Genomic DNA, 19,562 nt, shown 5'->3' on the forward strand with positions numbered 1-19,562 from the left:
AGAAAAGTAAGGCATCGAAAGGCTGGTCCGCATACGGCGGGCCGGTCGTTTCGCTTTGGGAGTTTCGTCGGCGTCCTGCCCATCACCGCCCACCTGGGCTGCATAATCCCTGGCACCGGCAAGGCCGTTGCCGAGGGAGGTTGAGCAGCCCAGCAACAGCAAGGTGCCTGTGACCATCAGTGCGTGGAGAGCGTGTCTGCCGTGCTTGGTGTTCATAAGGCCCCTGTGTAGGGTGGCTGGTGTTGTATGAAACTATAACACCGACACGCCGACATGCAACTGGTTCTGACCAAACTAATGGCCTATGCCGCTCAAAACTTGCTTGTTGTGCTCAGGAGAAACCAGTGAACATTCGTAATTTATTGATTTCAATTGCCTTTGTGGCGGGCGCTGGTGGTGCGTTGGATGTGGTTGCGGGTCCGTTGCTGGACCGCAACTACCGCTCGCTGGCCGGAAAAGACGAGGTGAACCTGAATCGCGCGTACGGTGGCAAGGTGCTGTTGGTGGTCAATACCGCCTCCAAGTGCGGATTCACCCCGCAATACGAGGGGCTGGAGGCATTGCAGCAGGAACTGTCACCACGCGGCTTTGCCGTGTTGGGCTTTCCGTCCAATGATTTCAAAGGCCAGGAGCCCGGTAGCGAGGCGCAGATTCAGGAGTTCTGCACGCTTACCTATGGGGTGAAGTTCCCCATGTTCGAGAAAGTGCATGTGGTCGGGCCGGAAGCGACACCGCTGTATCAGGATCTGACCCGCCTCAGCGGCGTGGCACCAGGCTGGAACTTTCATAAATATCTGATATCACGCGATGGGCGCGTGCTGGCGCAGTTCCCGAGCAAGGTGAAACCGGATGATCCGGAACTGCGCGCGGCGATTGATCGTGCGCTGGCCGCCGCAGCGCCGCAGCGTTGACGTGCCTCGACATCTGCGGTGCGCGTGCGACAATATCGCCCCTCGCGCCGCCGGTGGCGTTTGTTCACTTCCAGGAATGCAGCGAATGAAGATGGGAAAGCGTGGCGCGGTTGCGTCGCTTCTGATTTTGGCGATGGCGGCCCCCGGGGTCGTTTTTTCGCAACAACCTGCCGCTGCCGCGGCGACCAAGGAGAAGTCTGTTTTGACCTCGGATCGTGAAAAGATTGGCTACGCCATCGGTATCGACGTGGCCAGCTCGTTTGAGCCGGTTGCCTCGGAAGTAGACGTGGCTGCAATGCGCCGCGCTGTCGAGAACGCCTTTGCTGGCGGCCAGCCGCTGTTGTCGCAGGAAGATGCACAGAAGACCGACCAGGCACTGCGCACCGTGATGATGGCCCGTTCCGGCCAGCAGGTTCCGGGCGTGGCGCCGGGCAGCGCACCGCCGTCGGTTGACCGTGAAAAGGTCGGCCTGATGTTGGGCAGCTTCGCTGTCGGCCCGTCGCTGGCACGCATCAAGGATGAGATTGATCTCGATTCGGTGTTCCAGGCGATCAGCACCGTGTTCGCCAAGGGCACCCCGTTGATGACCCGCGAGCAGGCGCAGGGCGTGCTGCAGGCATTCAGCGCCACCAAGGAAGCTGAAATGAAGGCTGCGGCCGGTAAGGCCGCCCAGACCAACCGCGAAGAAGGCAATGCTTTCCTCGCCAAGAACAAGACCCAGCCGGGCGTGGTGACCACCGCTTCGGGCCTGCAGTATCAGGTGATCCGCGCCGGCAGCGGCGAGCGCCCGATGGCCAGCAGCCGCGTGCGCGTGAACTACGAAGGCAAGCTGCTCAACGGCGAAGTGTTCGACAGCAGCTACCAGCGCGGCCAGCCGGTTGATTTTGGTCTGGACCAGGTCATCAAGGGCTGGACCGAAGGCGTGGCGCTGATGCCGGTCGGTTCCAAGTACCGCTTCTGGATTCCGGGCGAACTTGCTTATGGCGAAGCCGGCACCCAGGGCGGCCCGATCGGTCCGAATGCGACGTTGAGCTTCGACGTCGAGTTGCTGGGCATCATGCCGTAAGGCTGAGTTACGGAGTAGGCGCAACCATGCGTGTAGCTATTTTCGGAACCGGCTATGTGGGTCTCGTTACCGGGACCTGCTTGGCGGAAGTAGGGCACGATGTGGTCTGCGTCGATATCGACCAGGCCAAGGTCGATGGTCTGGAGCGGGGCATCATCCCGATCTACGAACCAGGCCTGGAGCCGATGGTGAAGGCCAATCACGCCTCCGGGCGTTTGGCCTTCACCACGGAAGCGGCGAAGGCGATCGACCACGGTGAGGTGATCTTCATCGCGGTCGGTACGCCGCCGGACGAAGACGGCAGTGCTGATCTGCAGTATGTGCTGGCGGTGGCCCGCACCATCGGCCGCCATCTCTCACGGCCCGCTGTGGTGGTGAACAAGTCGACGGTGCCGGTAGGTACCGCTGACAAGGTCCGTGCCGCCATCGCTGAAGAGCTGGCCGCGCGTGGTCAGGAGATCGCCTTCGATGTGGTCTCCAACCCCGAATTCCTGAAGGAAGGTGATGCGGTCGCGGATTGCATGCGCCCGGACCGCATCGTCATTGGCGCCAACAACGCCCATGCGGTGGCGGTATTGCGGAGGCTATATGCGCCGTTCAACCGCAACCGCGACCGCGTTGTGGAAATGGACGTGCGGTCGGCCGAGCTGACCAAGTATGCCGCCAATGCGATGTTGGCGACCAAGATTAGTTTCATGAATGAAATCGCGAATATCGCCGAGCGCGTAGGCGCCGATATCGAGCAGGTCCGTCAGGGCATAGGTTCTGATCCGCGCATCGGCTGGCATTTCATTTATCCGGGTGCCGGCTACGGCGGCTCCTGCTTCCCCAAGGACGTGCAGGCGCTGGCGCGCACTGCCGCTCAACATGGTCACCAGCCGCAACTGCTCAATGCGGTGGAGGCGGTAAACGCTGCTCAGAAAGGCCATCTCTTCGAGCTGATCCAGCGTCATTACGACCGCGGTGAAGACGAGGGCGTGCGCGGCAAGACCTTCGCTGTATGGGGCTTGGCATTCAAGCCAAATACCGACGATATGCGTGAGGCGCCGAGCCGGCGTGTATTGGCGCAGTTGTGGGAAGCCGGTGCCAAGGTGCAGGTGTTCGATCCGGAAGCGATGGATGAAGCCCGTCGTGTTTTTGGCGAGCGCGAAGACCTGGTGTTCTGTGACTCCGCCTTTGCAGCACTGCATGATGCGGACGCTCTGGTAGTAGTCACCGAGTGGAAGCAGTTCCGCAGCCCTGACTTTGCGCGCATGCGCGAAGCGCTTGGTGATGCGGTGGTATTTGATGGCCGTAACCTCTACGACCCGGCTGAGATCGAAGCCGCAGGCCTGGCGTATTACGGCATAGGTCGAGGACGTTCCGTACATGCATGAATCAACTCCCGAGCAGCGCGAACAGGCGCTGGAAGCACGTTTGGTTGAACTGGAGATGCGTGTTTCTTTCCAGGAGCACGCGCTTGCGGAGATGAGCGAAGCATTGGCTGATGCGCGCATGCAGGGCTCGCGCAATGCTGATCTGTTGCGCCACTTACTTGATGACCTGGGCAAGGTGCGCACGGCCTTGTACGCCGATGCCGCCGATGAACCACCGCCCCCGCACTACTGATATTTCCCATGAGTGACAATATTCGTGACCAGCTGCTAGGGCTGGGTTTCAAGCCTGCTCCCAAACCGGAGCGCAAGCCGGAACCGCGCCGTGACGGCCGTCCGCAGGGCAAGCCTGGCCAAGGCCGGCCGCAGCAAGCGGGCAACAAGCCCGCGCATGCAGGCAAGCCTGCACAGCACGGCAAGCCGTCCCATCCGGGCAAGCCCGGGCAAGCGCGGCCGCAGCAGGGTCCGCGCAAGCCGCGCTCGCAGGAAGACATTGATCTGGCCAAGGCCTATGCGATCCGTGCGCAGAAGGAAAAGGACGAACGCATCCAGGCCGAACAGGCCAAGCAGGAAGAAGCACGCCTGCGTCGCGAAGCGCGCGCCAAGCTCGATGAGTTGATCAAGGACAAGGGTCTGAATGATCCGAACGCCGATATTGCCCGTCACTTCCCGTACGGCGGCAAGATCAAGCGCGTCTACGTCAATGCCGAACAACTCAAGGCGCTCAACGCCGGCGAGCTGGGCGTGCTGCAGCAGAACGGTCGCTACCTGTTGGTGACTGCCGAAGTGTTGGCGCAGGCCGAGGAGATATTTGCCCAGGCCGTGGCGCTGAAGGTTGATCCGAACGCCCCGGCAGATGCTGATCCCTACGCGGACCCGCAGTACCAGGTGCCGGACGATCTGGTCTGGTAAGCGATTGGCTATGATGCAGATAACGGGCGCCGCTGGCGCCCGTTTTTTTTATGGGGAAAACAATGCAGGGACAGTTGAAGCAGGAAGGCTATCTCCCCCACGTTGACGGCCTGCGTGCCATTGCCGTGCTCGCGGTCATCTTTTACCACCTCAATCCGAATTGGTTGCCGGGCGGATTTACCGGCGTGGATGTGTTCTTTGTCATTTCCGGCTATGTGGTCAGTGCCTCTGTGGCGCGCTCCTCCAGCTTCGGTGGCTGGAAGGGAGTGCTGGGCTTCTATGCGCGGCGCATGCGTCGGATCATGCCGGCGTTGGTGGTGTGCCTGTTGGCCACGGGTCTGCTGAGCACCTTGTTCATTCCCGAATCCTGGCTCAGCGAAACCAGTGGCAAGACCGGGCGCATGGCGTTTATCGGGCTGAGCAACTGGGTGTTGGCCCGGACGGGCAACGACTACTTCTCGCCACGTAGTGAGTTCAATCCTTACACCCATACCTGGTCGCTCGGTGTGGAGGAGCAGTTCTATCTGCTGTTCCCCTTGTTGTTCATGGCCTGGTCCAAGGGCGGCCGGGGTCGGGGCTTGTCGATGCTGCTGTTTGGCTTGGCCACGGCTGGGTCGGCGCTGTTTGCGATCAGTCGCGCGCTGCAGGGCGGGCAGGAGATCGCGTCCTTCTATCAAACCACCACGCGATTCTGGCAGTTGGGTGCTGGCGTACTGCTGTTCCAAGTGCTCGATATGCGCGGGCCTGTGACCAGTGGAGGGCGAGCGACAGGGCCTTGGTCCATGTTGCTGCAATTGGGCAGTGCCAGTTTGCTGGCGTACGGACTATGGAGCGCGCGTCCCGGCCACTCGCCATGGATCGATGGTTTGTGGCCGGTGCTTGGTACGCTGGGTTTGCTGGGGCTGTTGCACCGTTCCGCCGCCGGCTGGATCGGTAGCAGTCTGTCGGCGCAGCCGGTGCTGGTGATAGGGCGGATGTCCTATTCGCTCTATCTATGGCATTGGCCGGTATTCGTTCTGTTCCGCTGGACGCTTGGTCTGGACTCGCTGGGTACCGATGTATTGGCATTGTTCTGCACCGCACTGCTGGCCTGGCTGTCTTGGCGATGGGTGGAACAGCCGCTGCGCTTTGGCAGGCGCTGGCGTGCCTCGGATCTGCGCTGGGTGGCAGGCGGCTTGATTGTGTTGCTGCTGGGCATGGGCTTGCAGAAGCAACTGGAACGCGCTGCCCAGCACATCTCCTTGAGTACGGTCAGTCGCCACCCGCTGGACTGGTACCCGTATGCAAAGGATTTGAAGAAGGAGTTCCCTGATTGCGAGTTGGTGGTGTCGCGTCTGCCGGTTGCGGGTGGTCAGGTGCAGCAGTTCGAGCGTGGCAAGTGCGCAGCGGGAAAAGGTGGTGAGCGGCGTTTGTTCGTGGCGGGTGATTCGCATGCGCTGGCTTACAGGGAGATGCTGCGTCGTTCGGTTCTGCTCGACGGTGGGCAGGTCCGTCTGTATGCGAGCGCGGGCTGTGCGCTGGTTGGGCTGCAAGGCCGACAACAGGCCGATCCGGGCTGCGCCTCCTACGTTACCCACATCCTCGCAGATGTAGCCATGCAGGCCCGCGCCGGCGATGTGCTGTTCCTCCCAGGCCTTCGGGTGCCAAGACTGGTTGAGCAGTATGAGTTGCTGGATCAGCAGCACGCACTTTCAGCGGTGCAGAGTGGGGAGGCTGCGGTAAAGCGGGAGGAGGATGTGCGCCTCGCAATTGCTGCACTGAAGCCCTTGGCCGATCGCGGCATCCGGATCGTACTGGAAGCACCAAAGCCGGTTCTGGCTGCGCCCCCGTTCCGTTGTTCGGATGCGTTCAATCGCGGCAATCCGATCTGCGTGAACGGCATGGCGGTTTCGCGCGAGCGAATGGAGGCACTACGGACACCCGCGATGACCAGCTTGAAACAGGTCGCGCAGGCACTGCCTGGCGCGAGTGTCTGGGACCCATTGCCGGTATTGTGTCCAGGGGCGACCTGCCAGCCTGAGCAAGCGGGCAAGCCACTCTATTTCGACGGTGACCATTTGAGTGGTCACGGCAATCGAACGTTGCTGCCCTCGTTCCGCAGTCATCAGGCGACAGAAGTACATTGAGTCGTACGGGTCTTGTGCTCGGCATGGAGAGTGCGATCGCTCCCACGGCCCGGAATCGGGGTTGACGGTGCTGTGTTTGTCAGCGCAGCAAAATCAGGTGCTATGCATATATGAAAGGTGGTGTGATCGAGGCGATTCCAAGACCCCGTCAGGTGACTGGCTCAACGTGGTGCTGCAACGTAGCGGGCGCTGGCGTTCCCGCGTAAGCCCGTCCCGGTCTTCGGGTTGAGTGACAGCCGCATCTGGATGGCGCGGTCTTCACCGCTGCCGCGCCAGGTATAGGTGTGGACCGTCCAGCCCCTTTCGTCGATGGAGGTCAGGTCCATGGTCGAGGTATAGCCATCCGGGGCCATTTGGCCAAGCCTTCCGAACTCGTTTGCAATCTCCTTGGGCTCGCCGCTCATGATCGTGACCCGGCAGGTTCCATCGTCGGCCCAGGAGAATCCATAGGGGATGCCTTCGAAGTTGACAAGCCAGGCCTTGCCAGGCCTGTCGCGAAGAAACTCTCTCGCCTCAGGGTCCTGGACGCGGTCGCCCCGATTGCTCATTACCTCGGCGAAGGTATCGGGCTTGTCGAGCAGATCGACACAGGCAACGGCAAATATGCCGATCGGTGCGGTTGAGGCCTCGTTGGCGCGCGCATTGCCAGTTGCAAGCAAAGGCAGTGCCGCCAGCAGGGCGTACAAGCAGGAACGGTACTTCATGACAGAGCCCCCTGTGCCGTGAGATGGCGCAGTTATAGCAGGGGTTTGGCCTGCCTGCAGGATTCATCGCATGCGCCGGGCCTGGCGCGAAGGCGGTAGCCAGTACCAGGCGATCAGGGTGCCGAGCAGGGCGAAACAGCCGCCGACGATGAAGGCGAGCTTGCCGTCGCCGAACTGCCAGAGCTGGCCAGCGATCAGGGCGCCAAGTACGCCGCCCAGACCGGACGAAAAACCATAGAACAGGCCTTGGCCATGGCCATTGAGGTTGCCCGGGAAGTAGCGCGCCAGCAACTGCATGGCCGAGGCGAAGAATGCGGCGAAGCCCAGGCAATGGGTGGTCTGCGCGACCAGCATCACCGGCAGGTTCTCCGGCCACAGCGCGGTGGCCCACCAGCGCAACACGGCGCTTCCCATGGAGATGATCAGCAACCAGCTGGCATCCCAGCGACGGAAGAAGCGCGCGATCAGGAAAAACACCGCCACTTCGAACACCACGCCGACAGTCCACATCAGCCCAAGCAGCGAGGTGCTGTAGCCGTGCTGGTCCATGTAGAGCGAGAAGAAGGTGTAGTAGGGGCCGAACGACAGCTGTTCTAGGAAGGCGGCAGTGAAGAAGGCCAGGACCGGTTTCTGCCGCACGATGCTCCAGAAGCCTGCTTCGTGCTGGCTGCGCGCGCTGATATTGCGCGCATAACGGTTGAGGAAGGCCGAACCGACCATCAGTACAAACAGCGGCAGCATCAGCCAGGGCAGCTTGCCGGCACCGTGCTTTTCGATCAGCCAGCCGAACAGGGTGACGACGATGATGAAGCCCAGCGAGCCCCAGACCCGGATCATGCCGTAGCGATGGCTGTCCGCACCCAGGTGGGTGAGGGTGATCGATTCGAACTGTGGCATCACCGCGTTGTAGAAGAAGCAGAACGCGATCATCACCGCGTACAGCGTCCACGGCGGCGCGGGCACCAGGAAGCCTGCGAAACAGACGATGGTCAATACACAGCCCACGCGCAGCCAGCGGATCGGATGCGGCGAAGCAGCCGCCAGCGACGTCCAGGTGCTGGGCGCGATCACGCGGGTGGCGTACCACAGGCTCATCATCACGCTGATGGCGGTGACGGTCATGCCGCGCGACTGCAGGTACAGGCTCCAATACGGCGTGAACGCGCCAAGCGCGGCGTAGTAGAAGAAGTAGAAGCTCGACAGGCGTGCGGTCGGCACGGCCTGTGATGGCAAGGCAACGGACGTCATGGGGAGGCGCTGGATGCGCTGGGCAGGCAAAGGGGGGCGGTGGCATGCACCGCTGCCGCTATTGTGCCCTTTGCCGTCTTTGGATGGCAGTTCGCAGAGTCGCGATCCGGCTGATTCCCGTTGTTTCAGGTGAACCGAACGTTCGTAGGTGGAATGTTGGCAACTTTCGCCAAGCAGCGTCCGCCAGCTTGCGGTTGACTGTGGGAGCGGCGTAAGCCGCGAAGCTGGCTTTGCTGCAGTTCCAGATGCCTGTGCGACCTGATGGTGTTACTGCTTCGCGGCTTACACCGCTCCCACAAATTGCGGGTTTGCGTGTGGTCAATGTAGCCCGGGCTGCACTTGCCCGGGCTATGGTCCTGCTCGGGGTCCCATCGGCTGGGGCTTGAAGTGCAGGTATCAGGGCTTTGCCTGCTCGTCCCATGCGGCGACCTGCGCCTTGGTCCGCGCCAGCATCGCGTCCAATGCGGCACGGTCATGGACCTTGCCGCGCATCACCACGGTATTGATCGCGCGGGTGGCCGCGATGTCCTGCAGCGGATTGCGATCCAGCAGCACCAGATCCGCCGCCTTGCCTTCGGCGACCGCGCCATAGCGGTCCAACTTGCCGAACCAGGCTGGGCCGGCACGGGTGGCCGACTGTAGCACCTGCAACGGCGTCATCCCTTCGCGGACATACAGTGCCATCTCGTTGTGCAGACCGATTCCAGGGAAGTTATAGGAGTTCAGAAAACCTGCATCGGTGCCGGCCATGATCCGCACGCCGGCTTCCTGCAGCATCGGCAGCACCGCAGCCACCTGTGCGTACTGGGTGTGGCGTGCCTCGATCTGAGCGGGCGAGGCTTTAGCGGCGCGCTCGACGCGCCATTTGTAGGTGTCGCGCAGCCCCGGGCCGATGTAAGCCAGATAGGGATCGTTGTCGCGCGGCTCCACATCGAGGAAGTCGATGATCCGGCCACCGTCCAGGGTCGGGGTCACGGCGACGCCGAGTTCGGCAAAACGGCGGTACGCCGCCATCGCGGTGGCGCGGTCGAAGCCGGCATGCAGCCTGCGGTTGGCTTCGGCCCGGTCGATGTTGCCGGCGGCGAAGTCGGCAGCGATCGCAGCCTCATCCTTGACCCCGGCCTTGAAGGCGTAGTCCAGATGCTCGATCGAACTCATGCCGGCCTCGATGGCCTGGCCCACGGTCAACGCCATCGGTACATGGCCGGAACTGCGCATGCCGCGCGCCTTGGCCTGGCTGACGGCGTACAGAAACAGCTCCGGCTTCAACGTGCTGTCGGTGATCTTGACGAAATCCACCTGGTCGCGCTGCTCGCGGTCCAGCGCGGCGTCCACACCGGCCTTGTCGCCGGCCTCGATCGTGCCTTTCCACACCGGCGCCAGACCTTCGATCTTGGCGCCGGAGGTGAACAGCTGCGGCCCGAACAATTGGCCACTGGCAATCTGCCCGCGCCACGACAGGACCTGCTCGGCCAGATCACCCGAGGCATCACGCACGGTGGTGATGCCATGTGCGACGTACAGCGGCAGCAGGGCCTTGTTCTCTTCGATCAGCGCCGGTCCGCCGCCAAAGTGGACGTGCATGTCCCACAGCCCGGGAATCAGATAGCGGCCGCGGCCATCGATAGCGGTGGTCGCACGCCATTGGGTGCCCAGCTGTGCATCATTGCCGACGGCGACAATGCTGCCGTCGCGGATGGCGACGGTCTGGTTGGGGATCGCGCGACCGTGTTCGACATCGATCACGGTTGCATGGCGGATCACTACGTCGGCCTGGGATTGGGCGGCGATTGCGGGCGAGATGGATGCTGCGAGTGTGGTCAGCAGCAGGCCGAGCGTGGTCTTCATCGGTGGTTCCAGTAGTAGGCGGTTGCCGGTCAGTACGGGTGCGTGGAGTGTTTCAACGAGCACCTGCTGCGCGTAGCAGCTGTTCAATAGCGGTTTGCCGACGTTGGCGTGCATGTGCCAGAGGGGTCATGCCCTGCTCATCAGCAAGGTTGACGTCGGCGCCGGCGGCAATGAGCAATTGGGTGATCTGCGCGTAGCGTTGGCTGCCGTCACCCAGGATGACGGTCTCCAGCAGCGCGGTCCAACCCAGGTTGTTGATGTGGTCGACGTCAACGCCGGCCTCGATCAGTAGCTGCACCGTACTGACATGGCCGCGTTCGGCTGCCGGAATCAAGGCGGTGCCGCCATAGCGGTTGGTGCTGCGCAGGTCGGCGCCGTGCGCGAGTGTCATTTGCAGGATTTCGGTCTGCCCGCTGGCGCCGGCATACAGATAGGGGCTGTCCTGGAGCTGGTCTTTCGCGTTGACATCAGCCCCTGCAGCGATCAGTACGCGTGCTGCTTCGGCCTGCCGCGCACGGATTGCGAGCAACAAGGGGGTGCGTCCGCTGGCATCGCGGCTGTCGATGGCATTGCCCTGGCTGAGCAATACCGCGATGCGCTGGCTGTCGCCGGCTTCGGCGGCGCGTTGCAACTGCTCTGCGCTGGCCGTGCTCGCGCCGACGCCGCCTGATGTCAGCAGCGCGGCGGCCAATACCGGTACGGCCATCCAGTTCTTTACGGTCATTGCCTGCCTCTTTCCGGGTTTCTGTGCGCTTGCAGCTAGGTAGGGCGTTTGCCCAAACCTGCAGGCGATGCTACAAGTGCGGCGAGTCATCGTGAAATTAAATGTCATGGTCGAGTCCAGTTCAAAAACAAATAGGGTGTACTTCGAGCTGGACCTGCTGCGGGCGCTGGTGATGGTGGCCGACTGCGGCAGTTTCACCGCAGCCGCCGCGCGTCTGCATTCCACCCAATCGACCATCAGCCAGAAAGTCCGCCGGCTGGAGGACCTTGCCGGGCACCGCCTGCTTGATCGCGGGGTGCGCGATGTGCGGCCGACGGACATCGGTGAGACCGTGCTGGGCTACGCCCGGCGGATGTTGTCGCTCAACGAGCAACTGGCAGAAGCCTTGTCGGGCGATGGTGCGGCGGTGGTGATAAGGCTGGGGGTGCCGGAAGATTTCGCTGCAGGACGTACCACGCCGGTGTTGGCTGAGTTCACCAGGGCCTATCCGCGGGTGAAGCTGGAGGTCAGCAGCGGCTTGAGTCGCGCCTTGGCCGAGGGTTACGACCGCGGCGAACTCGACCTGATCCTGGTCAAGCAACGGCGTGGCAGCCGCGAGGGCGTGGCGTGCTGGCCGGAACCGATGTGTTGGGTGGACAGTGCCAGCAGTCCCTCGTTCGGGACGGAGCCGGTGCAGCTGGTGGCGTTCCCGCCGCGTGGCATGTACCGCGAAGACATGATCGACGCGATTGAAAGCCTGGGGCGGCGGTGGCGCATCAGCTTCACCAGCTCCAGCCTTGGTGGCATCCAGTCAGCGGTTGCCGATGGTTTGGGCATCAGCCTGTTGCCGGCGCGGGCGATGACGGCCGGGCACGTGGTGTTGGGGGTGGAGTCCGGCTTGCCGCGTATCGACAGCGTCGAGCTGGCGGTCCTGCACCGCCCGTCCGCGGACCCGGAAGCCAAGGCCTTGGCCGCGTTGCTGATCCAGATGCTTGAGCAGGAAATGGGCTGAGATCTGCGCCAGCTGGGTAGCTGGCGACTGCCAACTACGTCAGAACAGGTCTTCGACCGGCGTATCCAGCAGCTCTTTGGCGCCATGGGTGAAGCGGCGCAGGCTGGAAATGCCCAGGTCGCGGATCAACGAGTGGGTGGTGTGGGGCAGGGCGGCGTCGTAGATGTCCTGCGGTGCGACGTTCTTGCCGTGAACGCCCGGCAGCAGATCGATGCCGGCCGCGGCATAGCAGTGCTGCACCATCGCCGAGCAGTAGAGGGCGCCTTCCTTGGACAGCAGGTTGCTGCGCCGACGCAGGCGGGTGCTGTGCATCGCAAACAAGGTGCCGACCAGCTCGCTCAGCGAGTAGCTGGACAGCCCTGACAGCAGGTCCAGCGCGGCAATCTGTACCTTGTGGGTCTGTGCGGCATCCAGGCCGAAATCGAGGATGGCCAGGTTCGGGAAGGCTTCGTCGTCGAAGTAACGATCAGCGCGGTTTTCCTGCGCGCCCAGCCGCAGCTGACGATTGCGCAGGTCCAGGTCCGACTCCAACACCCACCAATGACCGTCCAGCCGTTGCTCACTGAACAGAAACGCGTGCGACCACAGGCTGCGGTGACCGTCCTGGGTCAGCGGCGCTTGCGCCTTGCGGATCGCCTTGCCGACCCAGTCATCCGTGCCACACAGGCCGATACGGCCGGGTGCGGCGTGCTTGCGAATCAGCTCTGCATTGCGGCTTTGCATGGGGTATGGGCTTGGAGGGCAGCTGGCAGGATAGGCGCTGGCGGCGCGGTTGTCGCCGCCAGCAGTTGCGGCTTATTCCGGGTCGTAATCGAGGTTGGAGGCCAGCCAGCGCTCCACCTGCGCGCGATCCACGCCCTTGCGTTTGGCGTAGTCGGTGACCTGCTCGCGCGACACCCGGCCAACCACGAAGTACTGGCTTTGCGGATGGCTGAAGTAGTAACCGGACACCGCCGCGGTAGGCAGCATGGCGAAGCTCTCGGTCAGCGACATGCCGATCCCTTGCGCGTCCAGCAGCTGGAAGATGGTCTGCTTTTCACTGTGTTCGGGGCAGGCCGGATAGCCCGGCGCTGGGCGGATGCCGCTGTACTTTTCGGCGATCAACGCCTCGTTGTCGAGCTGCTCATCCTTGGCGTAGCCCCAGAACTCGGTGCGCACACGCTGGTGCAGGCGCTCGGCCATGGCTTCGGCCAAACGATCGGCCAAGGCTTTGAGCAGGATGGCGTTGTAGTCGTCGTGGTCGGCCTCGAAACGGGCAACGTGTTCATCGATACCGATGCCGGCGGTGACCGCGAAGGCACCGATCCAATCCTGCTTGCCGCTGTCTGCTGGCGCGATGAAGTCGGCCAGGCAGAAGTCGGGCCGTTCGACCGGCTTGTCGACCTGCTGGCGGAGGAAGTGCAGGGTTTGCTGTTCAAGCCCCTCTCCCTTCGGGAGAGGGGTTGGGGTGAGGGTACGAGGAGTGAGGGATGGCTGGCATGTCGCACCCTCATCCGCCCTTCGGGCACCTTCTCCCGGAGGGAGAAGGGAGATGTGCACATCGTCGCCGTTACCGTTCGCCGGCCAGATCCCAAACACAGCCCGCGCCGTCAGCCACTTCTCATCAACAATCCGCTTCAGCATCGCCTGTGCATCGGCAAACAGATCACTGGCCTGCGGACCCACGATCTCATCCGTCAGGATCGCCGGGTACTTGCCAGCCAGTTCCCAGGCCTGGAAGAACGGCGTCCAGTCGATGACAGGCAGCAGATCTTCCAACGGATAGTTGTCGAACACATGCACGCCCGGCTGGTTCGGCGTCGGCGGGGTGTACTGGCTCCAGTCGCAGGTAAAGCGTTGGCCGCGCGCATGCTCCAGCGAGACCAGGCGCTTGGCGTCACCGCGGTTGCGATGGCGCTGGCGGATGTCGGCGTAGTCGGCATCGTTGGCGGCGACGAAGCTGGCACGTAGCTCGCGCGAGATCAGCGACTGGGCCACGCCGACGGCGCGCGAGGCGTCCTTCACCCACACCGTTGGTGCGCTGTAGAACGGGTCGATCTTCAGCGCGGTGTGCGCGCGCGAGGTGGTGGCACCGCCGATCATCAGCGGCATCTCGAAGCCCTGCCGCTGCATTTCCTTGGCGACATGGCTCATTTCCTCCAGCGAGGGAGTGATCAGGCCGGACAGGCCGATGATGTCGGCATTCTCCGCGCGGGCGGCGTCCAGGATCTTCTGTGCCGGCACCATCACGCCAAGGTCGACCACCTCGAAGTTGTTGCAGGCAAGCACCACGCCGACGATGTTCTTGCCGATGTCGTGCACGTCGCCCTTGACCGTGGCCATGATGATCTTGCCGTTGGACTTGCCGACATCGCCGGTACGCGCCTTCTCTTCTTCGATGAAGGGCAACAGGTAGGCCACGGCCTTCTTCATCACGCGTGCTGATTTCACCACCTGCGGCAGGAACATCTTGCCGGCGCCAAACAGGTCCCCGACCACGTTCATGCCATCCATCAGCGCGCCTTCGATCACGTCCAGAGGGCGTGAGGCTTGTTGCCGGGCCTCCTCGGTATCTTCCTCCACCCAGGCATCCAGGCCCTGCACCAGTGCATGGGCAAGACGGTCGCGCACCGGCCGATCACGCCAGGCCAGGTCTTCGACCTTCTTTTCGCCTTTCTTGCCCTTGTAACGTTCGGCGATCTCCAGCAGACGCTCGGTGCCGTCGCGGCGGCGGTTGAGGATCACGTCCTCCACGCGCTCGCGCAGTTCCGGGTCGAGCTGATCGTAGATCGGCATCGCGCCGGCGTTGACGATACCCATGTCCATACCGGCCTTGATGGCGTGGTACAGGAACACCGAGTGGATCGCCTGCCGCACGGTCTCATTGCCGCGGAACGAGAACGAGACGTTCGAGACGCCGCCGGACACATGGCAATGCGGCAGCGTGCGCTTGATGATGCGAGTGGCTTCGATGAAGTCGACCGCGTAGTTGTCGTGTTCCTCGATGCCGGTCGCGACAGCAAAGATGTTCGGGTCGAAGATGATGTCTTCCGGCGGAAAGCCGACCTGCTCGGTCAGGATGCGATAGGCGCGGGTGCAGATCTCCACCTTGCGCTCGCAGGTATCGGCCTGGCCGACTTCATCGAACGCCATCACCACCGCAGCGGCGCCGTAGCGGCGCACCAGGCGAGCGTGTTCGATGAACAGTTCTTCGCCTTCCTTCAGCGAGATCGAGTTGACTACGCTCTTGCCCTGCAGGCACTTCAGGCCGGCCTCGATCACGCTCCACTTGGACGAATCGACCATCACCGGGATGCGGGCGATATCCGGCTCGGACATGATCAGGTTGAGGAAGCGCGCCATCGCTTTTTCGGAATCGATCAGGCCTTCGTCCATGTTGACGTCGAGGATCTGCGCGCCGCTGGCGACCTGCTGGCGGGCAACGTCGACGGCCTCTTCGTAGCGCTCTTCCTTGACCAGCTTGCGGAACTGCGCGCTGCCGGTGACATTGGTACGCTCGCCGACGTTGATGAACAGCAGGTCAGGAGTGATGACCAGCGGTTCCAGGCCAGACAGGCGAGTGTAGTGGGTTGCGGTGTCGTTGCTCATTACCAGACCTTGAAAACCTGTCCATTGGCGATGCCGTCGACGCTGCGCTGGTAAGCGAGCGCGGCGCGGGCGGCGGTGACCGGTTCAAAGCCGGGGAAGAAGTCGCCGTAGGCGTCCAGCGCTTCGCTCAGCACGCTGGGGCTTACTGCATTGATGCGCAGGCCGCGCGGAAGTTCGAGCGCGGCAGCGCGAACGAAACCTTCAATGGCGGCATTGACGCTGGTGGCGCTGGCGCCTTGGGCAATCGGTTGTTCGGTGAGGATGCCGGTGGTCAAGGTGATGCTGCCGCCATCGCGCAGATGATGTTGGCCCAGCAAGGCCAAACGTACCTGACCCAGCAGCTTGTCCTGCAGTCCTTGCGCGAACTGCGCCGGGCTCATTTCCGTCAACGGCCCGAAGTGGACGCTGCCGGTGGTTGCGACGATGGCATCGAGCGGACCGACCGCCTGCAGCAGCGCAGTCACGCTGTCATCGCTGCGCAGATCAACGCTGTGCAGCGGGTCCGAGCGCGAGGCGGTGATGACTTGGTGCTGTTGTCGCAGATGCTGCGCAACCGCCGAACCCAGGGTGCCACTGGCACCGACCAGCAGGATCTTCTTCATTGTGTGGTCCTCAGGCAGCTTTGTCTGCAGCAAGCGGCAGCGCACGCGGTGGCAACCCCGCAACGGCTTCGGCAATGGCGCGGATGTGATCGGGCGAGGTGCCGCAACAGCCGCCGACCAGATTCAATAGTCCAGACTGGGCGAACTCTTTCAGCGTGGTCGCCATTTCCTCGGGCGTCTCGTCATACTCGCCAAAGGCGTTGGGCAGGCCGGCGTTCGGGTGGGCACTGACATAGCCGCTGGATACCTGCGACAGCGTTTCAACATGCGGACGCATATCGGTGGCGCCCAGTGCGCAGTTGAAGCCGATCGACAATGGTTGGCTGTGCGAAACCGAGGCATAGAAGGCTTCGGCGGTCTGCCCGGACAAGGTGCGCCCGGAGGCATCGGTGATGGTGCCGGAGATCATGATCGGCAGGCGGCCGCCACGCGCATCGAATACCTCTTCGATGGCAAACAGCGCGGCCTTGGCGTTGAGTGTGTCGAAGATGGTTTCCACCATCAGTGTGTCGGCGCCACCGTCGATCAGACCATCGATGGCTTCGCGGTAGGTGGCGCGCAACTCGTCGAAGCTGGTATTGCGGAAGCCTGGGTCGTTCACGTCAGGGCTGATCGAGGCAGTGCGGCTGGTCGGGCCAAGCACGCCAATGACGAAACGCGGCTTGTCCGGTGTGATTGCTTCGATCGCATCACAGCACTGACGTGCTACCTGGGCGCCGGCCTTGTTCAACTCGTACACCAGATGCTCTAGGTGGTAGTCGGCCTGGCTGACCGAGGTGGCGTTGAAGGTATTGGTTTCCAGCAGGTCCGCACCGGCTTCGAGGTAGGCGGTGTGGATGCCGGCGATCACTTCCGGCTTGCTCAGCAGCAGCAGGTCGTTATTGCCCTTGAGGTCATGCTCGCAGCCTGCGCCATGCAGGTGCTGGCTGTCGAAGCCGCCAGCGAAACGCGCACCGCGATAATCGCCTTCTTCCAGACGATGGCGCTGGATCATCGTGCCCATGGCACCATCGATGATCAGGATGCGCTGTTCAAGCGCACTGAGCAGCTTGGCGACGCGTTGGGGATGGAGCCAGGGCAGGGCGTGCATGGGGCAATCAACCAGGTAGGGGTATCAGGGGCGGTGCGCGATCAGTGAGATCACTTCGAAATGCGGCGGGCGCTTCTCGCGGGTCACGGTCTCCAGGCTGGAAACCTCAAGTCCGGCCTTCTCGACGAACTTGCGCAGTTCCTTGCCGGTGAAGCCGAGGTTGACGTGGCCATAGGCCTCGACGGCGGCCTTGTGCTCGTGGCGGGCCAGGCTGCACAGCATCAGCCGGCCTTGCGGGCGTAGCACGCGGGCGCACTCGGCAACGGCCTTGGCCGGCTGGGCGGCGTAGGTGAGGGCGTGCATCATCACTACCAGATCGAAGCTGCCGTCGGCGAACGGCAGCTTGTGCATGTCGCCTTCCAGCACTTCCACGTTGGGCAACTTGCGCAGGCGCTCGCTGGCAGCAGCGACGACGCGGGCGCTGGTGTCAATGCAGACATAGCGCTGTGCGTGCGGAGCCAACAGTTCGGCCAGCACGCCGTCGCCGGAGGCGATGTCGAGGACGTCGCCGGTTTCCAGCAAGGGCAGGGCGCTGCGCGCCATCGCTTCCCAGGTACGGCCAGGCGAATAATGGCGTTCCATGTCGCCGGCGACACTGTCAGCCCAGTTCTGGTCTGCGGCGCGCATGGCAAGCACGGCCGGCACGCGTTCGGCGTCCTGGCGCAGCAGCGGATCGTCGCTGCCACTGCTCAGGGCATGCCACAATGCGCGTTGTGCCGGGTCCAGTGCAGCCTCGTCAAAGCGGTAATACGCCGAGACGCCTGCGCGGCGATCACGCACCAGGCTGGCTTCCTTGAGCCGGGCCAGATGGGTGGACACGCGCGGCTGCGCCAGTGTGGTGATGGCCGACAACTCGGCCACGGTCAATTCTTCCTGTTCCAGCAACGTCAGCAGACGCACGCGCGTCGCATCGGCGAACACTTTCAGACGGGTTGACCAGTCTTCCAGATCCATAAATATCTACCTATCGCGATATAGAGATATTTTCCCTGTGTTGCCAGTTTCGGTCAAGGCGATGCATAGGCTGAATGGGGTTGCGATGGTTACAATCGCAACTTGATCAGACCCTGGGAGGGGTGTTGTGGATTTCAGTTATTCCGACGAGCAGCTGATGCTGCTGGACGTCGCGCGTCGCATCGCCAAAGAAAAGATCGCCCCCAGCGCCGAGCACTTCGACGCTACCGGTGAGTACCCGCTGGACAATATCCGTCTGCTGGGCGAGAACGGCTTGATGGGCATTGAAGTGCCGGTCGAGTACGGCGGCTCCGGCATGGACCCGATTTCCAGCGTGCTGGCCATCGTCGAGGTGTCGGCTGCCGACGCCGCGCATGCCACCATCATGTCGGTCAACAATTCGCTGTTCTGCAACGCCTTGCTGGGTTACGGCACCGAGGCGCAGAAGCAGACCTATGTACGGGCGATTGCCGAAGGCCGAGAGATTGGCGCGTTCGCGCTGACCGAATCGCAGTCCGGCTCCGACGCGACCGCGATGCGTTGCCGCGCGATCAAGCAGGCTGATGGTTCGTTCGTGATCAACGGCCAGAAAAGCTGGATCACCTCCGGCCCGGTGGCCCGCTATATCGTGCTGTTCGCGATGACCGACCCGGAACAGCGTTCGCGCGGCATCACCGCTTTCATGATCGACACCAGCAAGCCGGGCTTCGGCCGCGGCAAGACCGAGCCCAAGCTCGGCGTGCGTGCATCGGCGACCTGTGAGATCGAGTTCCAGGACTACGTCGCTGCAGCGGAAGATGTGATCGGCAAGGAAGGCGAGGGCTTCAAGATCGCGATGAGCCTGCTGGATTCAGGCCGCATCGGCATTGCCTCGCAGGCGGTGGGTATCGCCCGCGCGGCCTATGAAGCCTCGCTTGCCTATGTGAAGGAGCGCAAGTCGTTCGGCGCGCCGATCGGCAGCTTCCAGATGATCCAGGCCAAGATCGCCGACATGAAGTGCAAGCTGGACGCAGCGATGCTGCTGACCTTGCGCGCAGCCTGGACCAAGTCCCAGGGCAAGCGTTTCTCCACCGAGGCCGCGGTGGCCAAGCTGACCGCATCGGAAGCGGCGATGTGGATCGCGCACCAGGCGGTGCAGATCCACGGCGGCATGGGTTATTCCAAGGAAATGCCGCTGGAGCGTTATTTCCGTGATGCCAAGATCACCGAGATCTACGAAGGCACTTCGGAGATCCAGCGTCTGGTCATTGCCCGCAACGAGACGGGCGTGCGCTGATCACCCTGCAATGCCGGGCAATGCCCGGCAGATGTGCTCATGTAGTGGGGGGGGGGGGGGGGGGGGGGGGGGGGGGGCGGGGGGGGAGGGGGGGGGGGGGGGGGGGGGGCCGGCGGGGGGAAAAAAAAAACCAACACGCACGGGGGCGG

17 protein-coding genes are annotated in these 19,562 nt (G+C 63.0%); 8 read left to right on the forward strand and 9 right to left on the reverse strand.

Going from position 1 to position 19,562, the window contains the following annotated elements:
• Positions 1-362: 362 nt before the first annotated feature.
• The 6 genes from ACVOMF_RS08055 to ACVOMF_RS08080 all read left to right on the forward strand — a co-directional run bounded on the left by ACVOMF_RS08055 (position 363) and on the right by ACVOMF_RS08080 (position 6,388).
• Positions 363-911, forward strand: coding sequence for a glutathione peroxidase (locus ACVOMF_RS08055; RefSeq protein WP_481508825.1), 549 nt, complete (start codon positions 363-365; stop codon positions 909-911).
• An 85-nt stretch (positions 912-996) separates the two neighbouring features.
• The gene (locus tag ACVOMF_RS08060) at positions 997-1,977 is read left to right on the forward strand and encodes an FKBP-type peptidyl-prolyl cis-trans isomerase N-terminal domain-containing protein (protein ID WP_481508810.1); all 981 of its coding nucleotides are present in this window, start codon (positions 997-999) and stop codon (positions 1,975-1,977) included.
• A 26-nt stretch (positions 1,978-2,003) separates the two neighbouring features.
• Positions 2,004-3,353, forward strand: a complete 1,350-nt coding sequence (locus ACVOMF_RS08065) for a UDP-glucose dehydrogenase family protein (protein ID WP_481508811.1) — start codon at positions 2,004-2,006, stop codon at positions 3,351-3,353.
• On the forward strand, positions 3,346-3,585 hold the full coding sequence (locus tag ACVOMF_RS08070; protein WP_303746633.1) for a SlyX family protein: 240 nt from the start codon (positions 3,346-3,348) through the stop codon (positions 3,583-3,585). The genes ACVOMF_RS08065 and ACVOMF_RS08070 overlap by 8 nt, the downstream gene beginning before the upstream one ends.
• An 8-nt stretch (positions 3,586-3,593) precedes the next feature.
• Positions 3,594-4,262, forward strand: coding sequence for a DUF2058 domain-containing protein (locus ACVOMF_RS08075; RefSeq protein ID WP_481508812.1), 669 nt, complete (start codon positions 3,594-3,596; stop codon positions 4,260-4,262).
• Positions 4,263-4,324: 62 nt separating this feature from the next.
• On the forward strand, positions 4,325-6,388 hold the full coding sequence (locus ACVOMF_RS08080) for an acyltransferase family protein (protein WP_481508813.1): 2,064 nt from the start codon (positions 4,325-4,327) through the stop codon (positions 6,386-6,388).
• Positions 6,389-6,549: 161 nt separating this feature from the next.
• Here the strand turns inward: ACVOMF_RS08080 and ACVOMF_RS08085 are convergent, their stop codons facing one another.
• The 4 genes from ACVOMF_RS08085 to ACVOMF_RS08100 form a co-directional block, all read right to left on the reverse strand.
• Complete coding sequence (locus tag ACVOMF_RS08085; RefSeq protein WP_481508814.1) at positions 6,550-7,092, reverse strand: NMCC_0638 family (lipo)protein; 543 nt, start codon at positions 7,090-7,092, stop codon at positions 6,550-6,552.
• Positions 7,093-7,155: 63 nt separating this feature from the next.
• Positions 7,156-8,340 carry an MFS transporter gene (locus tag ACVOMF_RS08090; RefSeq protein WP_481508815.1) on the reverse strand — a complete coding sequence of 395 codons (1,185 nt, stop codon included), beginning with the start codon at positions 8,338-8,340 and terminating at the stop codon, positions 7,156-7,158.
• A gap of 396 nt (positions 8,341-8,736) precedes the next feature.
• Positions 8,737-10,188, reverse strand: coding sequence for an amidohydrolase family protein (locus tag ACVOMF_RS08095; RefSeq protein WP_481508826.1), 1,452 nt, complete (start codon positions 10,186-10,188; stop codon positions 8,737-8,739).
• 52 nt (positions 10,189-10,240) lie between these two features.
• Positions 10,241-10,912, reverse strand: a complete 672-nt coding sequence (locus tag ACVOMF_RS08100; protein ID WP_481508816.1) for an ankyrin repeat domain-containing protein — start codon at positions 10,910-10,912, stop codon at positions 10,241-10,243.
• Positions 10,913-11,003: 91 nt separating this feature from the next.
• Here ACVOMF_RS08100 and ACVOMF_RS08105 point away from each other — a divergent pair, with 91 nt between their 5' ends.
• Entirely contained in the window at positions 11,004-11,903 is a 900-nt protein-coding gene (locus ACVOMF_RS08105; protein WP_481508817.1) for a LysR substrate-binding domain-containing protein, read from the forward strand.
• A 39-nt stretch (positions 11,904-11,942) separates the two neighbouring features.
• Here the strand turns inward: ACVOMF_RS08105 and ACVOMF_RS08110 are convergent, their stop codons facing one another.
• The 5 genes from ACVOMF_RS08110 to ACVOMF_RS08130 form a co-directional block, all read right to left on the reverse strand.
• On the reverse strand, positions 11,943-12,626 hold the full coding sequence (locus tag ACVOMF_RS08110) for a hypothetical protein (RefSeq protein ID WP_296246169.1): 684 nt from the start codon (positions 12,624-12,626) through the stop codon (positions 11,943-11,945).
• A gap of 72 nt (positions 12,627-12,698) precedes the next feature.
• Positions 12,699-15,491: a methionine synthase gene (gene metH, locus ACVOMF_RS08115; protein WP_481508818.1), complete on the reverse strand. Its 2,793-nt coding sequence runs from the start codon at positions 15,489-15,491 to the stop codon at positions 12,699-12,701.
• Entirely contained in the window at positions 15,491-16,093 is a 603-nt protein-coding gene (locus ACVOMF_RS08120; protein ID WP_481508819.1) for a short chain dehydrogenase, read from the reverse strand. Before ACVOMF_RS08120 ends, metH begins: the two co-directional genes overlap by 1 nt.
• A gap of 10 nt (positions 16,094-16,103) precedes the next feature.
• Positions 16,104-17,183 carry a homocysteine S-methyltransferase family protein gene (locus ACVOMF_RS08125; protein ID WP_481508820.1) on the reverse strand — a complete coding sequence of 360 codons (1,080 nt, stop codon included), beginning with the start codon at positions 17,181-17,183 and terminating at the stop codon, positions 16,104-16,106.
• 24 nt (positions 17,184-17,207) lie between these two features.
• Positions 17,208-18,137: an ArsR/SmtB family transcription factor gene (locus ACVOMF_RS08130; protein ID WP_481508821.1), complete on the reverse strand. Its 930-nt coding sequence runs from the start codon at positions 18,135-18,137 to the stop codon at positions 17,208-17,210.
• A 127-nt stretch (positions 18,138-18,264) separates the two neighbouring features.
• Here ACVOMF_RS08130 and ACVOMF_RS08135 point away from each other — a divergent pair, with 127 nt between their 5' ends.
• The gene (locus ACVOMF_RS08135) at positions 18,265-19,413 is read left to right on the forward strand and encodes an acyl-CoA dehydrogenase family protein (RefSeq protein WP_481508822.1); all 1,149 of its coding nucleotides are present in this window, start codon (positions 18,265-18,267) and stop codon (positions 19,411-19,413) included.
• The last annotated feature ends 149 nt before the right edge of the window (positions 19,414-19,562 follow it).

This window comes from Stenotrophomonas sp. STEN022 (genome assembly GCF_056760155.1).

Excerpts from the sequence above, each read along its gene's own strand:
- ACVOMF_RS08090 (WP_481508815.1), bottom strand. The coding sequence starts at position 8,340 with ATGACGTCCGTTGCCTTGCCATCACAGGCCGTGCCGACCGCACGCCTG.
- ACVOMF_RS08060 (WP_481508810.1), top strand. The coding sequence starts at position 997 with ATGAAGATGGGAAAGCGTGGCGCGGTTGCGTCGCTTCTGATTTTGGCG.
- ACVOMF_RS08095 (WP_481508826.1), bottom strand. The coding sequence starts at position 10,188 with ATGAAGACCACGCTCGGCCTGCTGCTGACCACACTCGCAGCATCCATC.
- ACVOMF_RS08100 (WP_481508816.1), bottom strand. The coding sequence starts at position 10,912 with ATGACCGTAAAGAACTGGATGGCCGTACCGGTATTGGCCGCCGCGCTG.
- ACVOMF_RS08065 (WP_481508811.1), top strand. The coding sequence starts at position 2,004 with ATGCGTGTAGCTATTTTCGGAACCGGCTATGTGGGTCTCGTTACCGGG.
- ACVOMF_RS08075 (WP_481508812.1), top strand. The coding sequence starts at position 3,594 with ATGAGTGACAATATTCGTGACCAGCTGCTAGGGCTGGGTTTCAAGCCT.
- ACVOMF_RS08085 (WP_481508814.1), bottom strand. The coding sequence starts at position 7,092 with ATGAAGTACCGTTCCTGCTTGTACGCCCTGCTGGCGGCACTGCCTTTG.
- ACVOMF_RS08130 (WP_481508821.1), bottom strand. The coding sequence starts at position 18,137 with ATGGATCTGGAAGACTGGTCAACCCGTCTGAAAGTGTTCGCCGATGCG.
- metH (WP_481508818.1), bottom strand. The coding sequence starts at position 15,491 with ATGAGCAACGACACCGCAACCCACTACACTCGCCTGTCTGGCCTGGAA.
- ACVOMF_RS08080 (WP_481508813.1), top strand. The coding sequence starts at position 4,325 with ATGCAGGGACAGTTGAAGCAGGAAGGCTATCTCCCCCACGTTGACGGC.
- ACVOMF_RS08110 (WP_296246169.1), bottom strand. The coding sequence starts at position 12,626 with ATGCAAAGCCGCAATGCAGAGCTGATTCGCAAGCACGCCGCACCCGGC.
- ACVOMF_RS08120 (WP_481508819.1), bottom strand. The coding sequence starts at position 16,093 with ATGAAGAAGATCCTGCTGGTCGGTGCCAGTGGCACCCTGGGTTCGGCG.
- ACVOMF_RS08125 (WP_481508820.1), bottom strand. The coding sequence starts at position 17,183 with ATGCACGCCCTGCCCTGGCTCCATCCCCAACGCGTCGCCAAGCTGCTC.
- ACVOMF_RS08070 (WP_303746633.1), top strand. The coding sequence starts at position 3,346 with ATGCATGAATCAACTCCCGAGCAGCGCGAACAGGCGCTGGAAGCACGT.